Raw genomic sequence first — 13,919 nt, 5'->3', positions numbered from 1 at the left:
GGCTCCCGACCACCCGCCGGGCCGGTGGAACCTCTACACTTGCGCTGCTCCATGTGGGCAAAAATCAAAACAAAGCGAGGGAGTGTATCTATGGCGGGTTCATACTTTCCGGCCTGGCGCGAACAGCCGGGCAGCCTGGAGGGGGGGCGCGTCATCGCGCCCGACGAGCGTCTGCCGTGGCCGCAGATGCTGGCCATGGGGGTGCAGCACGTGGTCGCGATGTTCGGCTCGACGGTGCTCGCGCCGCTCCTGATGGGCTTCGATCCCAATCTGGCGATCTTCATGTCGGGCATCGGCACGCTGCTGTTCTTCCTGGTGGTCGGCGGCAGGGTGCCCAGCTACCTGGGGTCCAGCTTCGCCTTCATCGGGCTGGTGATCGCGGTCACGGGATACGGCGGGTCGGGGCTGAACGGCAACATCGCCGTGGCATTGGGCGGCATCATCGCCTGCGGCGTCGTCTACGCGCTGATCGGGCTGGTGGTGATGGCTTCCGGCGCGGGCTGGATCGAGCGTTTCATGCCTCCCGTGGTCACGGGCGCGGTGGTGGCCGTCATCGGCCTGAACCTGGCGCCCATCGCGGTCAAGGGCGTCACCGCCAATTCCTTCGACGCCTGGATGGCGCTGGCGACCGTGCTGTGCGTGGGCGTCGTCGCGGTCTTCACGCGCGGCATGCTGCAGCGCCTGCTGATCCTGGCCGGACTGCTGCTCGCCTATGTGCTCTACGCGTTGCTGACCAACGGCATGGGACTGGGCAAGCCCATCGATTTCGCGCCGGTCGCGCAGGCCGCGTGGTTCGGGCTGCCCCGCTTCACCGCCCCGGTGTTCAAGCTGGATGCGATGATCCTGATCGCGCCGGTGGCGGTGATCCTGGTGGCCGAGAACCTGGGGCACCTGAAGGCGGTGAGCGCCATGACCGGCTACAACATGGACCGCTACGTGGGCCGCGCCTTCGTCGGCGACGGCGTCGCCACCATGCTGTCGGGCAGCGTGGGCGGCACGGGCCTGACCACCTATGCCGAGAACATCGGCGTCATGGCCGTCACCCGCATCTATTCGACGCTGGTGTTCGTGATCGCCGCGCTGATCGCCGTCCTGCTGGGATTCTCGCCCAAGTTCGGCGCGGTCATCCTGACTATCCCGGGGCCGGTGCTGGGCGGCGTCTCCATCGTGGTGTTCGGGCTGATCGCCGTGGCCGGCGCGCGGATCTGGGTCGAGAACCGGGTCGATTTCTCCGACAACCGCAACCTCATCGTGGCCGCGGTCACGCTGGTACTGGGCACGGGCGATTTCACCCTGCATTTCGGCGGCTTCGCGCTGGGCGGAATCGGTACCGCCACCTTCGGCGCCATCCTGCTCAACGCCTTGCTGGCAGGGGCCGGCAAGCGCTGAACGCAAGCGCGGCCGGCATGCGCAAGGCATGACGGCCGCGCCGGCGTCCTGCCGGGCTCGACCTCAGGAGGCCGGCAGCCTGGCCTCCCAGCGGCCTCCCTGCTGGTAGAACTCGTAGCGGTGGGTACCCTCGCGGCGGTTGCCCTTGACGTCCGCGCTGGTCGTGACGTCGCAGGTCACGCTCTGGGAGCCCGAGGCGCTGCAGTTGTTCAGCGCCTTGACCTCCAGCGAGCGGGTCATGCTGGTCGCCGACGGGCTATCGAAGCCCTGCTGGTTGTTCATGGACTGGATTTCCCTTTGCATGGCGTTCTGCAGGGCCTGGGTGGCCTGGTCCCGCGTCGGCGCCTGCTGGGCGTATGCCACGGCGCAGCAGCCGGCAAGGCCGATGGCCAGGGCGAAGTGTTTCATCCCGGTACGGCCCAGGGAAGAAAAGCCGCCCCCATGGGGGGGCCGCGCCGCGTAGTCGGTATGCTTCATCGCGTGCTCCTCGTAGATCGAAAACACCACGCTTTTCAATCTAGACGGCTTCGCGGCCACGCTGTGTAAGGTTTTACGTGGAATCTTGTCCGTTGGTAATCGGCGCCACCTCTACCATGCGGCCACGGAGCCGTCGCTGCGCGGGTCCGCGCCGCCCTCGAGCGTACCGTCGGCCTGGCGCAGGATCGCACCGGCGTGGCCCATGGTCTCGTCATAGGGGCGCAGCATCTCGACCTCGTGTCCGCGTGCCCGCAGCGCGTCGGCCGTGGCCTGGTCGAAGCGCGACTCCAGTTTCAGGGTGTCCGAAGATTGCCCCCACGTACGGCCGAGCAGCCAGCGGGGTGCGTCCACCGCCGCCTGGGGATTCATGCCGAAGTGCACGATGCGGGTGAAGACGGCGCTTTGCGACTGGGGCTGGCCGTCGCCGCCCATGTTGCCGTAGACCAGCGTGCGCCCGTCGGCCAGGTGGGCCATGGCGGGATTCAGGGTGTGGAAGGGCTTGCGGCGGGGCATCAGCGGATTGCGCGATCGCGGGTCGAGCGAGAAGCTGCATCCCCGGTTCTGCCAGTTGACCCCCGACCCGGGCAGCACGACGCCGCTGCCGAACTCGTGATAGATGCTCTGGATGAAGCTCACCGCGACGCCCTGGGCGTCCACCGCGCCCATCCATATCGTATCGGCCGGCCCCTTGCCCTGGCCCCACGGGGCGGCCCGGTCCGCTGAGATCCTGGCGGCCATGGCGTCCAATTCCCGCGGGGCCAGCAGGGACTGGGGGTCGACATCCATGTGCGCCGGGTCGGTGATGTGGGCGTCGCGCACGCCGAAGGCCAGCTTGGTCGCCTCGACGCAAAGATGGACGTAGTCCGCGCCGGCGGGATCCAGTTCGCGGGGCAGGCGGCGGTCCAGCTGGCCCAGGATAAGCAGCGACACCAGGCCCTGGGTGGGAGGAGGGACGTTGTAGACCTTGCCGCGGCTGTGTTCCAGCACCAGCGCCGTCTTCCAGACCGGCTGGTGGGCGGCCAGGTCGGCCGCCACGAGCGGGCTGCCGGCGTCGGCAAGATCGCGGGCCATGGCTTGGGCCAGTTCGCCCCGGTAGAAGTCGTCCAGGCCGGCGCGCGCCAGATGTTCCAGGGTATCGGCCAGCCGCGGCTGGCGGAACAGGGCGCCGGCCGCGGGAGGCGCCCCGCCGGGAAGAAAGGTGTCGGCGAATCCCGGAACGCCCGAGAGTTCCTCGCGCTTGGCCTGGGTGCAGGCGGCCTGGCTGGCGGTGACCGGCATGCCGCGGCGGGCGTAGTCGACGGCGTCCGCCAGCAGGCGGGCCAGCGGCAGGCGGCCGCCGAGTTCGCGCCGGGACCATTCGTGGGCGGCATTCCAGCCCGATACCGTGCCGGCCACCGTGTTGGCGGCCAGGCCGCCCCGGAACGGGATCGCGTCCAGGCCGCGCTCCCGGTACGAGGCGATGTCGGCGGCGGCCGCCGCCGCGCCGCAGGCTTCCAGCGCCAAGGGCGGCTGGCCCGGGCGGCTGATCAGCCAGAAGCCATCCCCGCCGATGCTGTTCATGTGGGGATAGACGACCGCTATGGTGGCCGCCGCCGCGATCATCGCCTCGACGGCATTGCCGCCTTCGCGCATGACGGCCAGCGCGCTTTGCGAGGCCAGTGCGTGCGGAGCGACGGCCATGGCGCGGCTGCCGCGTACGGGGTTGGGGCTGAACGAGAGCGGCATCGACGCATTCCGTGGGCTGTGGAAAGCGTGATTGTGGCCCAGACCGCGGGAGCGTGGGGTATTTCCCCCGGCTCGGCGGGGGAAAGGCTGGCCGGGGTATGCTTGGCTACGGCAGCCACGAAAAGAACGCAGCCTTGTAAGGGAATTCCAGGAGCATCCGGCCCCACACCTATAATGTGCCGCCCTGCCGCGTAGGCGCGTGGGCGGCAATTGGGATATAAACACGCCCATGCCGGCCGCGGCCATGCGAGGCCGTACGAATTCAAGGACATCCGTGAGTGATCTGCTAGACCGCCGCCTGGCGTTGCTGGACCAGCCCGCGCATCGCGCCGTGCTGGCCCGCAGGCTTCATGGCATCGAACGAGAAAGCCTGCGCGTCGACCCCCAGGGTCACCTGGCGATGACCCCGCACCCGGCCGCGCTGGGCGCTGCGCTGACGCACCCGAGCATCACCACGGACTATTCGGAAGCCCTGATCGAACTGATCACTGGCACCCACGTCGGCCACGAGTCGCTGCTGGCCGAGCTGCGCGACATCCATCGCTTCGTCCACGGCGAACTGGGCGGCGAGCTGTTGTGGAACCAGTCCATGCCGTGCGGCCTGCCGCCCGAGAAGGACATTCCCATCGCGTGGTTCGGGACTTCCAACATCGGCATGCTCAAGCACGTGTACCGGCGCGGCCTGGCCTATCGCTACGGCAAGGCCATGCAGTGCATCGCCGGCATCCATTACAACTTCTCGTTCTCGGAAGATCTCTGGCCGCCGCTGGCCGACGCCGGCGAGCCCGCCGGGATCTCGGACAAGGATCGCCAGTCGGCCCGCTACGTCGGGTTGATACGCAACTTCAACCGCTACAGCTGGCTGCTGATGTACCTGTTCGGCGCCTCGCCGGCGCTGTCGGTCGATTTCCTGCAGGGCCGCCCGCACCAGCTCGAGCGGCTGGACGACCAGACGCTGTATCTGCCTCATGCCACCAGCCTGCGCATGAGCGACCTGGGCTACCAGAACAAGGCCCAGGCCGGCCTGAAGCCCTGCTACAACGATCTGTCGACCTACGTCGCGCGCCTGTACGAAGCGGTCAGCACGCCCTGGCCCGAGTACGAGAAGATAGGCACGGTGCGCGATGGGGAGTGGGTGCAGCTCAACACCAACATCCTGCAGATCGAGAACGAATACTATTCGAGCATCCGGCCCAAGCGCGTCGCCCGAAGCGGCGAGCGGCCCTTGCGCGCGCTGGCCGAACGCGGCGTGCAGTACGTGGAAGTGCGCTGCATGGATATCGATCCCTTCCTGCCCGTGGGCATGGACGAGACCACCAGCCGCTTCCTGGATGCCTTCCTGCTGTATTGCACGCTGCAGGAAAGCCCGCTGTTCGGCGACGGCGGACATTGCCGGCTCAGCGCCAACAACTTCCTGACCGTGGTCAAGCGGGGCCGCCAGCCCGGCCTGGTCCTGAACCGCGAGGGCAGCGAGATCGGCCTGCGTGCGTGGGCCGAAGAATTGCTGGATCGCATCGCCGCCTGTGCCGACCTGCTCGACCGGGTCCACGGCGAGACCGGTTACGCGGCCTCGGTGGCCGCGCAGCGCGCCAAGGTCGAAGCGCCCGAGCTGACGCCGTCGGCCCGCGTGCTCGAAGCCCTGCGCGCCAGCGGGATGACGTTCCAGGCCTTCATGCTGGAAACGAGCCGGCAGCATGCGGAGCACTTCCGCGCCCAGCCCTGCACCGGCGAGCAACTGGCGGGCTTTCGTGCCCTGGCCGAACAGTCCCTGGCCGAACAGCGCGAACTGGAGCGCGTGCAGACGGGCGATTTCGGCCAGTTCGTGGCGGCGTACCAGGCCGGCCTGCTGGGCAAGTAGCCGGGGAAGGTCCGGGTCCGGTCCGGTTTGGTGGTAGGCTTGACGACGGTTTTCCTCGCCAGGCCGTGTTTCCATGCAAATCGTCTTCACTGTGCTGATGCTGCTGCTGGCAGTGGCGATGTCGGGGGTGGTGTCCAGGCTGTCCCCGATACGGTTGCCGCTACCCCTGTTCCAGATCGCCATCGGCGCGCTGTTGGCGGCACCGGCCTTCGGCCTGAAGGTGAGATTCGATCCCGAGCTGTTCCTGCTGCTGTTCATTCCGCCGCTGCTGTTCGTCGATGGCTGGCGCATTCCCAAGCGCCAGCTGTACCAGCTGCGCGGCCCGATTCTCGCCCTGGCGCTGGGCTTGGTGATCTTCACCGTGGTCGGCGTGGGCTATTTCATCCACTGGCTGATACCCGCCATCTCGCTGCCCGTCGCCTTCGCGCTGGGCGCGGTGCTGTCCCCCACCGACGCCGTGGCGGTATCGGCCATCGTCGGCAAGAACCGGCTTCCTCCCAAGCTGCAGCACGTGCTGGAAGGAGAGAGCCTGATGAACGACGCCTCGGGCCTGGTGGCCTTCAAGTTCGCGATCGCGGCGGTCCTGACCGGGTCGTTCTCGCTGTGGCAGGCCAGCCTGAGCTTCCTCGTCATCGCCCTGGGCGGCCTGGCCGTGGGCGGCGCCCTGGCATGGCTGCTGAGCCTGGGCCGCAGGATGGTGGCGCGCTGGACCGACGACGAGCCGGCCATACAAGTCGTGCTGCTGATGCTGACGCCGTTCGCGGCCTACCTGGTGGCCGAGCATTTCGGCGTGTCCGGCATCCTGTCCGCCGTGGCGGCGGGCATCGCCATGACCTATACCGAATCGGGGCAGGGGTCGTCGGCCATGCGGCTGCAGAGCAACAGCGTCTGGTCCATGCTGGAATTCGTGTTCAATGGCATGACCTTCATCCTGTTGGGCCTGCAACTGCCCAGCGTCATCGGGTTGGCGCATGCCGACGCGAGGGAGGCGGGCAACGTGCCGGTCTGGCACCTGTTCGCCTATGTGGTGGCGATCACGGTGGCGCTGATCGCGCTGCGTTTCCTGTGGGTCTGGGTCACCTACCACCTGAAGAGCTTTCGCATGCTGTTGCAGGGCTCTCCCGTGCGCAAGGTCAACACCTGGGTGATCCTGACCACGTCGCTGTCCGGGGTGCGCGGCTCGATCACGATGGCGGGCGTGCTGACGGTGCCGCTGGAGATCTCCGCCGGGGTGCCGTTTCCCGGCCGCGACCTGCTGATCTTTCTGGCGACGGGGGTGATCCTGTGCTCGCTGCTGCTGGGCAGCTCATTGCTGCCGCTGGTGCTGCCCAAGGTGCCGACGCCGGTCGAGACCATGAAGGAAAAGGAAGAGCGCGAAGCGCGGCTGCGCCTGGCGCTGGCCGCGCAGGCCGGCCTGGAGCAGGCGCAGGCCCGCATGGACAGGGAGCTGGCCGATGACGACGCGAAGGCCATGCTGGCCGACATCGCCGCCACGCTGGCCCAGATCTACCGCAACCGCATCGATGCCGAAAGCGACACGGCCGAGATCGCCCAACGGGCCAACCAGCACCGCAATTTCGAACGCGACCTGCGCATGGCCGCGATCTACGCCCAGCGCACCGAGCTGTACCGGCTGCGCGATGCGCGCCTGATCGACGACGACGTGTTCGCCGTGCTGCTGCGCGACGTGGACCTGGCCGAGAACTGGCTGTCCGGGCCGTTGGTCAGCAAGCACTGACGGCGGCAGGCCCTACAGCATCGGCGAAAACAGCCGCGCCGAGGCGTCGAACAGGCGGCGCACGAAGGGCGATTGCCTGTCCTTGGGGACGCGGGCCGCATGGCGCAGGTCGAGCTCGAACTGCCGGCCCAGCTGGCGGGCCATGTCCTCGCCGTAGACCAGGGCCGTGACCTCGAAGTTCAGGTCGAAGCTGCGGTTGTCGAAGTTGGCCGTGCCGATGAACGAATAGGTGTCGTCCACTAGCAGCGTCTTGGAGTGCAGCATGCGGTCCCGGTACTCCCAGATCTTGACGCCCGCCTCCAGCAGTTCGTCGAAGTACGAGCGCGAGGCCGCGGTCACCACCAGCGAGTCGCTGCGCCGGGGCACCAGCAGGCGCACGTCCACGCCTTTCAGGGCGGCGCTGGTCAGGCTCATCAATGCCGCTTCGCTGGGCACGAAATAGGCTGTCGTCAGCCACACGCGCTCGGTCGCCGCATGGATGGCCGCCACCTGGGTACGGTGGATGGACTGGCGCGGATCGTCGGGGCCGGAGACCAGGATCTGCAACTGGTGCGGGCCACCCGGCACCTCGGGCAGCAGCGTGTCGAGTTCGCAATCGTCGGTGCGCTGCCCGGTGGTGTAGGCCCAGTCCTCCAGGAACACCATCTGCAGCCAGCGCACGGCCCCGCCTTCCACGCGCAGGTGCACGTCGTGATAGGCGTCGGGACGCACGCGCTCGTCCTCGTCGTCGGTGACGTTCAGCCCGCCCGTGAAGCCTATCCTGCCGTCGCAGATCAGGATCTTGCGGTGATTGCGGTAGTTGGTCACGGGGCGCCAGCGGCGGCCGATGCGCACGTTATGGAAAAAGCCCACCTGCGCCCCGGCCTCGCGCAGCGGTGCCAGGAAGCGCCGGCCCAGGCGGTCGGAGCCCAGGGCGTCCACCAGCAGCCGCACCGTGATTCCCTGGCGTGCCTTCTCGATCAGCAGGTCGCGGATCGCGGTGCCGATGCGGTCGGGCTTGAAGATGTAGAACTCCAGATGGACGTGGTGGCGTGCGCCGGCGATGGCCTCCATGAACGCATCGTAGGTCTGTTCGCCTCCCACCAGCAGGCGCACGTCGGTGGCCGAGGACAGTGGGATGTCGCTGGTGGTGCGGGCCAGGGCCGCCATGCGCGCCACCGGCGGCGGGGTATCGTGGTCGTGCTCGCGCAGCAGGGCGCGTTCGGTCTGGCTGGCGATCAGCAGGCGGCTGCGCAGCCTTTTCAGGCGCCGCCGCTTCAGGCGCTGGGGGCCGAAGAAATAGTAGACGGCATAGCCGATGTAGGGCAGTTGGGCCAGCACCAATATCCACAGTACCGTCGACAGGGGCGGGCGCCTCTGGAGCACGATCCATACCGTGACGCTGGCGATGTAGAGCGCCCAGCCGACGGACCATGCATTGATCAGGTGGTGGTGCAGGTCGGCTTGGGCCATGTGCCGACCTACAGGGGAATGGTGTGCTGCTTGTGGCGCACCTTGGCTTCGAGGTAGCGGCGGTTGTTGGGGTTCAGGTAGACCCCGGTGGGGATGATGCTTTCGATGTCGATGCCGTGTTCCTCGAGCTGGCTGGCCTTGTCGGGATTGTTGGTCAGCAGCCGGATGCGCGCCACGCCCAGCGCCTGGAGCATCTGCGCCGCGGGCTCGAAGCTGCGGGCATCCTCGGGCAGGTTCAGGTGCCGGTTGGCCTCGAAGGTGTCCAGGCCCTTCTTTTGCAGGGCGTACGCCGAGAGCTTGGCGTACAGCCCGATGCCGCGTCCTTCCTGGCGCAGGTACAACAGGATCCCGCCCTCGCGCGAGAAGCACGACAGCGCCTCATGCAACTGCGGGCCGCAATCGCACAACTGCGATCCGAACACATCGCCCGTCAGGCACTCCGAATGCACGCGCACCAGCGGCGGCGTGCCGCCCGGCTTGAGCTGCGGGAACACGATGGCCACGTGCTCCTCCGTGAACCCGTTGAAAGTGATGAATTCCGGCGGAATCCCCCCCTCTTCAAGGGGAACGACAACCCGGTTCTTGATGGTCACCATGCTAATTCCTGTTGAGGCCACCCTGCACGCGTCCCGGATTTTCCAGGGCACGGCGGATCCGGCTCCGCCGGTCCGCCCGTGCCGTCCCCTTGAGGGGGCGCGCGAAGCGCGTAGGGGGTGGTCCTCCCTTAGATCATCATCCAGAGGATGATGACCGCTCCAAGGGCAATACGATACCAGCCGAACACCCGGTACGAATGGTTGGCGACGAAGCGCATCAGCGCCCGGACCACCACCAGCGCGGCGACGAAGGCCGCCAGGAAGCCGATGCCGATGGCGGTGACGTCATTGCTGGTCAGCGATTCATGGTTCTTCCAGGCGTCGTAGACCGAGGCTGCCAGCATCGTGGGCATGGCCAGGAAGAACGAGAATTCGGTGGCGGTGGTGCGCTTGAGGCCGGCGGCCATGCCGCCGATGATGGTGGCGCCCGAGCGCGAGGTGCCGGGGATCATGGCCAGGCACTGGGCCAGTCCCACCATCAGCGCCTGGAAACCGGTGATCTCGCTGATGTTCTGGGTCTTGACCTCGCCCTGGGGCTTGCGCTCGACGAACAGGATGATGATGCCGCCGATGATCAGGGTCGTCGCGACCACCCCGGGGGTGAACAGCACCGTCTTGATTTCTTTCAGGAAGGTCACGCCGACGATGGCCGCGGGCAGGAAGGCGATGATGATGTTGCGCGCGAACTTCAGCGAGAACCTGTCGCCGGTCAGGATGCCAGCCAGGATGTGGGCGACCTTCTCGCGGAAGATCCAGATGACCGCCAGGATGGCGCCGAACTGGATGACGACTTCGAATACCTTGGCATCCCCGGAGAAGAAGTGGATCCAGTCCCCCACCAGGATCAGGTGTCCGGTGCTGGAAACGGGCAGGAATTCGGTCAGGCCCTCGATGATGCCGAGGAAGAAGGCTTTGATCAGGTAAAGCGTGTTTTCGGTCATGAGTGTCGGCGTCCGCGGGCGGACGAGATGGATGGGCGCGGGTGGCGGCTGGAGAGCCCGGAGCCGGTCCGGCAAGGCACCCGCGAGGCCGGTGCCATTGTAGAACCGGCGGCGGGCAGGCCTGGAGGAGGGTGTTTCAGCCCCTTGCTTCCTTGAGCGGTTCCAGCAGGGACAGGAGCTGGGGGAAGACCTTGGGGGTGGCGGCGACGACTTCGCCGTTCTGCATCCAGCCCTGTTCGCCATCGAAGTCGCCGATCAGGCCGCCGGCCTCGAGGATCAGCAGGCTGCCCGCGGCCAGGTCCCAGGGCTTCAGGCCGCAGCCGTAGTAGCCGTCGAGCCGGCCCGCCGCGACGTTGGCCAGGTCCAGTACCGAAGACCCCTGGCGGCGCACGCCGGAGGTGGTGGCCGAGATCTGGCCGAAGGTCTTGGTCCACAGCGCCAGCCGCTTGCCGCTGGGGTCCGGCGCGAAGCTGGTGCCGATCAGGGTCTCGGGCATGCGGGTGCGGCGCGAGACGCGGATGCGCCGGTCGTTCAGGAAGGCGCCGGCGCCGCGGGTGGCGGTGAACAGCTCGTTGCGGGACGGATCGAAGACGCAGGCCTGGGTGACCTGGCCGCGCTGCATCAGCGCGATCGAGACCGCGTAGACCGGCATGCCGTGGATGAAGTTGGTCGTGCCGTCCAGCGGATCGATGATCCAGAGGTTTTCCTGCTGGCCGTTGGCGTCGGCGGCGCCCGGGGCCTCGCCGGACTCTTCGGCTAGAATTCCGTGGTCGGGGTAGGCCGTCTTCAAAATCTCAACAATGGCCGCTTCCGCAGCTTTGTCGACTTCGGTGACGAAATCGCCCGGTCCCTTCTGAGACACCTTGACCAGATCGAGGTCCAGGCTGGCGCGATTGATGATGGCGCCGGCGCGCCTGGCCGCCTTGACGGCGGTGTTGAGCATGGGATGCATAAGAGAGCCGATAGGGCTGGGAATTGGTGAAACCCCTCTAGTTTAAAGGACACATGCTTTCCCGAGTCAGTTTCGTCATGGTCGAACCCAGCCACCCCGGAAATGTGGGGTCCGCGGCACGGGCGATCAAGACCATGGGGTTCGCCCGCCTGGTGCTGGTCAACCCGCGAATTCCCGATACGCCGGCCCATCCGGAGGCGATCGCGCTGGCCAGCGGCGCCACCGACGTGCTGGCGGCCGCGCGCGTCTGCGACACCCTGGAAGAAGCCCTGGCGCCCGTGACCATGGCGTTCGCGATGACCGCCCGCCACCGCGACCTCGGCCCGCCGGCCTGCGACATGCGGCAGGCCGCCGAACTGGTGCGCGAGCACCTGGCCGGCAGCGCGGACGGGCAGGACGGGGTCCAGGCGGCGATCGTGCTGGGTACCGAGCGTTCGGGCCTGACCAACGAACAGGTGGGAATGTGCCACCGGATCTGCCACATTCCCGCCAACCCTGAATATTCGTCGCTCAATGTCGCGCAGGCCTTGCAACTGGCCGCCTACGAGCTGCGCTACGCGCTGCTGGGGGCCGAGGCGCTGGCGGTGGCCGGCCCGCGCGCCGAGCCGGCCTCGGGCGAAGCGGTGGAAGCGCTGCTGGCTCATTGGGAGCAGGCCCTGATCGCGGTCGGCTACCTGGATCCCCGGCATCCCAAGAAGCTGATGCCGCGCATGCGCCACCTTTTCGCCCGTTCCGGCCTGAGCCGCGAGGAAACGGACCTGTTGCGGGGCGTATGTACCGCAATGATCGCGCAATCCCGAAAGATTCCCCATGGCAGTTCTTAAGATTCCCGCCGTCTACATGCGCGGGGGAACCAGCAAGGGCGTGTTCTTCAATGCCCGGGACCTGCCCCGCGACCCCGAGCAGCGCGACCGCGTGCTGCTGCGGGTGCTGGGCAGCCCCGATCCGTATTCCCGCCAGACCGACGGCATGGGCGGGGCCAGCCCGTCCACCAGCAAGGTGGTGGTGGTGGACGCTTCCAGCCGCGACGATTGCGACGTGGAATACCGCTGCGGGCAGGTCGCCATCGACCGTCCGGTCATCGACTGGTCCACCAACGGCGGCAGCCTGGCCGTGGCCGTGGGGCCGTACGCCATCCAGCAGGGACTGGTCCCGGCCCGCGAGGGTACGACGGTGGTACGCATCTGGCAGCCGCATCCCGGACGATGGCTGGCGGCCCACGTCGAGGTCCGCGGCGGGGAAGTGCTGGAAGACGGCGTCTTCACCGAGGACGGCGTGCCCTTTCCCGCCGCCGAGGTGCGGCTGGATTTCATCGACGATGGCGCGGCCAGCCTGCTTCCCACGGGGCGCGTGCAGGACGTGCTGGAGGTCGAGGGCATGGCCCCCTTGCCGGTCAGCCTGGTCCGGACCGACGAGGCAACGATCTTCGCGCGCGCCTCGGACCTCGGGCTCCATGGCCGCGAGAAGCCCGATACCTTCAATCGCGACGCCAAGACGCTCGCCCGGCTGGAGTCGGTGCGGATAGCGGGGGCGGTGGCCATGGGGCTGATGTCCCGCGCGCGAGCCGAAAAACCCGGCGCCGCGCTGCCCAGGCTGGTCTGGGTGGCGCCGCCCATGTCGTACAAGGCGGCGGGGGGCGGCGACGTCTCGCGCGACAGTATCGACGTGCTCGCGCGGAGCATGGCGGAAGGGCGCATGCAGCGCGGCTTCGGCACCCGCGGCGCGATTTCGCTGGCGGTGGCCGCCGCGGTGCCCGGATCGGTGGTATCGCAGGTGGCGCGCACGCTGCCCGGCGTGGCGACCCGGATCGGCCACGCCAGCGGGGTACAGGCCGCCTGGGCGACCGTGGTCAGCAACGGGAACGGGTGGGGGCTGGAACGCGCCACGGTGTCCCGTACGGCGCGCTGCCTGATGAGCGGCTGGGTGCACGTGCCCGCCGGCCCGGGCCGCCTGTTCTGAGGCCCCGGGGGAGCGCGCGCCGGTTTAGTCGTCCAGCGCGATGTCGTGGTAGACGGGGCCGTCCTGGTCGATCGCCAGCCAGCCGCCGCGCGGATCGGCCGCATCGTCCAGGTCCCAGTCCTGCAGCACCCAGCGCTCGCACCGCCGGCCGTTCAGCTCGAACACCTGCCGGCCGGGCCGGTGCGTGTGGCCATGGATCATGCGGGTGACGCCGTGGGCGCGCAGCGCGCCTTCCACGGCCTGCTGGTTCACGTCCATGATGTCGGCCGCCTTGCGGCTCTTCTCGGCCATGCTGCGCTCGCGCATCTGCCGGGCGATGGCCTGGCGGGCCGCCAGCGGCTGGGCCAGGAACTGCGCCTGCCATTGCGGATTGCGCACCATGGCGCGGAACTGCTGGTATTCCACGTCGTCGGTACAAAGGGCATCGCCGTGCGACAGCAGGAACTCGCCGCCGTCGGTGCGCAGCACGACCGGTTCGGGCAGCAGGCGGGTGCCGGTGGCCTCGGCCAGGCGCTTGCCCATCAGGAAATCGCGGTTGCCAGGTCCGAGATGGACCGGAATCTGCGCGGACGCGGCCCGCAGTCCGTCCAGGACGGACTGCAGCCACGGCGCGGGGGCGTCGATCTCGTCATCGCCCACCCAGGCGTCGAAGATGTCGCCCGGCAGCAGCAGGGCACAGGCGCCGTCGGCCGCGGCCTGCAGGAAGGCCAGGAAGGCTTCGCGCGTGGCGGGCCCGTCGGGGCCCAGGTGCATGTCGGATGCCAGCCAGACGGGGCCGGAGAAAGTCAGGACGGAATGGGAAGCGGATGTCCCGGGAAGAGGGGAGCCGGTC

General features: G+C 68.2%; 12 protein-coding genes. 5 read left to right on the top strand and 7 right to left on the bottom strand.

Annotated features, from left to right (window positions below):
* The first annotated feature begins 90 nt into the window (after window positions 1-90).
* Window positions 91-1,389, top strand: coding sequence for a solute carrier family 23 protein (locus ABD104_RS07285; RefSeq protein ID WP_087839278.1), 1,299 nt, complete (start codon window positions 91-93; stop codon window positions 1,387-1,389).
* 63 nt (window positions 1,390-1,452) lie between these two features.
* On the opposite strand, the gene ABD104_RS07280 is transcribed toward ABD104_RS07285, so the two are convergent.
* On the bottom strand, window positions 1,453-1,866 hold the full coding sequence (locus ABD104_RS07280; protein WP_140416867.1) for a hypothetical protein: 414 nt from the start codon (window positions 1,864-1,866) through the stop codon (window positions 1,453-1,455).
* Between the two features lie 111 nt (window positions 1,867-1,977).
* On the bottom strand, window positions 1,978-3,546 hold the full coding sequence (locus ABD104_RS07275; protein WP_343927358.1) for a gamma-glutamyltransferase family protein: 1,569 nt from the start codon (window positions 3,544-3,546) through the stop codon (window positions 1,978-1,980).
* Between the two features lie 289 nt (window positions 3,547-3,835).
* On the opposite strand from ABD104_RS07275, the gene gshA reads away from it, so the two are divergent.
* Together gshA and ABD104_RS07265 are read left to right on the top strand one after the other, a co-directional pair.
* On the top strand, window positions 3,836-5,449 hold the full coding sequence (gene gshA / locus ABD104_RS07270) for a glutamate--cysteine ligase (RefSeq protein ID WP_343927331.1): 1,614 nt from the start codon (window positions 3,836-3,838) through the stop codon (window positions 5,447-5,449).
* A gap of 73 nt (window positions 5,450-5,522) precedes the next feature.
* Entirely contained in the window at window positions 5,523-7,187 is a 1,665-nt protein-coding gene (locus tag ABD104_RS07265; protein ID WP_087839281.1) for a Na+/H+ antiporter, read from the top strand.
* 12 nt (window positions 7,188-7,199) lie between these two features.
* On the opposite strand, the gene cls is transcribed toward ABD104_RS07265, so the two are convergent.
* The 4 genes from cls to ABD104_RS07245 form a co-directional block, all read right to left on the bottom strand.
* Complete coding sequence (cls, locus tag ABD104_RS07260; RefSeq protein ID WP_087839282.1) at window positions 7,200-8,639, bottom strand: cardiolipin synthase; 1,440 nt, start codon at window positions 8,637-8,639, stop codon at window positions 7,200-7,202.
* Between the two features lie 8 nt (window positions 8,640-8,647).
* Complete coding sequence (locus tag ABD104_RS07255; protein ID WP_087839283.1) at window positions 8,648-9,235, bottom strand: GTP cyclohydrolase II; 588 nt, start codon at window positions 9,233-9,235, stop codon at window positions 8,648-8,650.
* 128 nt (window positions 9,236-9,363) lie between these two features.
* A complete protein-coding gene (locus ABD104_RS07250; protein WP_087839284.1) occupies window positions 9,364-10,176 on the bottom strand; it encodes an undecaprenyl-diphosphate phosphatase in 813 nt (270 codons plus the stop codon).
* A 136-nt stretch (window positions 10,177-10,312) separates the two neighbouring features.
* A complete protein-coding gene (locus tag ABD104_RS07245; RefSeq protein WP_087839285.1) occupies window positions 10,313-11,128 on the bottom strand; it encodes an inositol monophosphatase family protein in 816 nt (271 codons plus the stop codon).
* A 53-nt stretch (window positions 11,129-11,181) separates the two neighbouring features.
* Between ABD104_RS07245 and ABD104_RS07240 the strand changes: the two genes are divergently transcribed.
* Both ABD104_RS07240 and ABD104_RS07235 read left to right on the top strand, forming a co-directional pair.
* Window positions 11,182-11,952, top strand: a complete 771-nt coding sequence (locus ABD104_RS07240) for an RNA methyltransferase (protein WP_087839286.1) — start codon at window positions 11,182-11,184, stop codon at window positions 11,950-11,952.
* The gene (locus ABD104_RS07235; RefSeq protein WP_087839287.1) at window positions 11,939-13,087 is read left to right on the top strand and encodes a PrpF domain-containing protein; all 1,149 of its coding nucleotides are present in this window, start codon (window positions 11,939-11,941) and stop codon (window positions 13,085-13,087) included. Before ABD104_RS07240 ends, ABD104_RS07235 begins: the two co-directional genes overlap by 14 nt.
* A gap of 24 nt (window positions 13,088-13,111) precedes the next feature.
* Here the strand turns inward: ABD104_RS07235 and ABD104_RS07230 are convergent, their stop codons facing one another.
* Entirely contained in the window at window positions 13,112-13,876 is a 765-nt protein-coding gene (locus ABD104_RS07230) for a UDP-2,3-diacylglucosamine diphosphatase (protein ID WP_279814240.1), read from the bottom strand.
* Window positions 13,877-13,919: the final 43 nt, after the last annotated feature.

The organism is Pigmentiphaga daeguensis (assembly GCF_039523035.1).
GTDB classification, from domain to species: Bacteria; Pseudomonadota; Gammaproteobacteria; order Burkholderiales; family Burkholderiaceae_B; genus Pigmentiphaga; species Pigmentiphaga daeguensis.
This window is presented reverse-complemented; position numbering and strand designations above follow the sequence as displayed.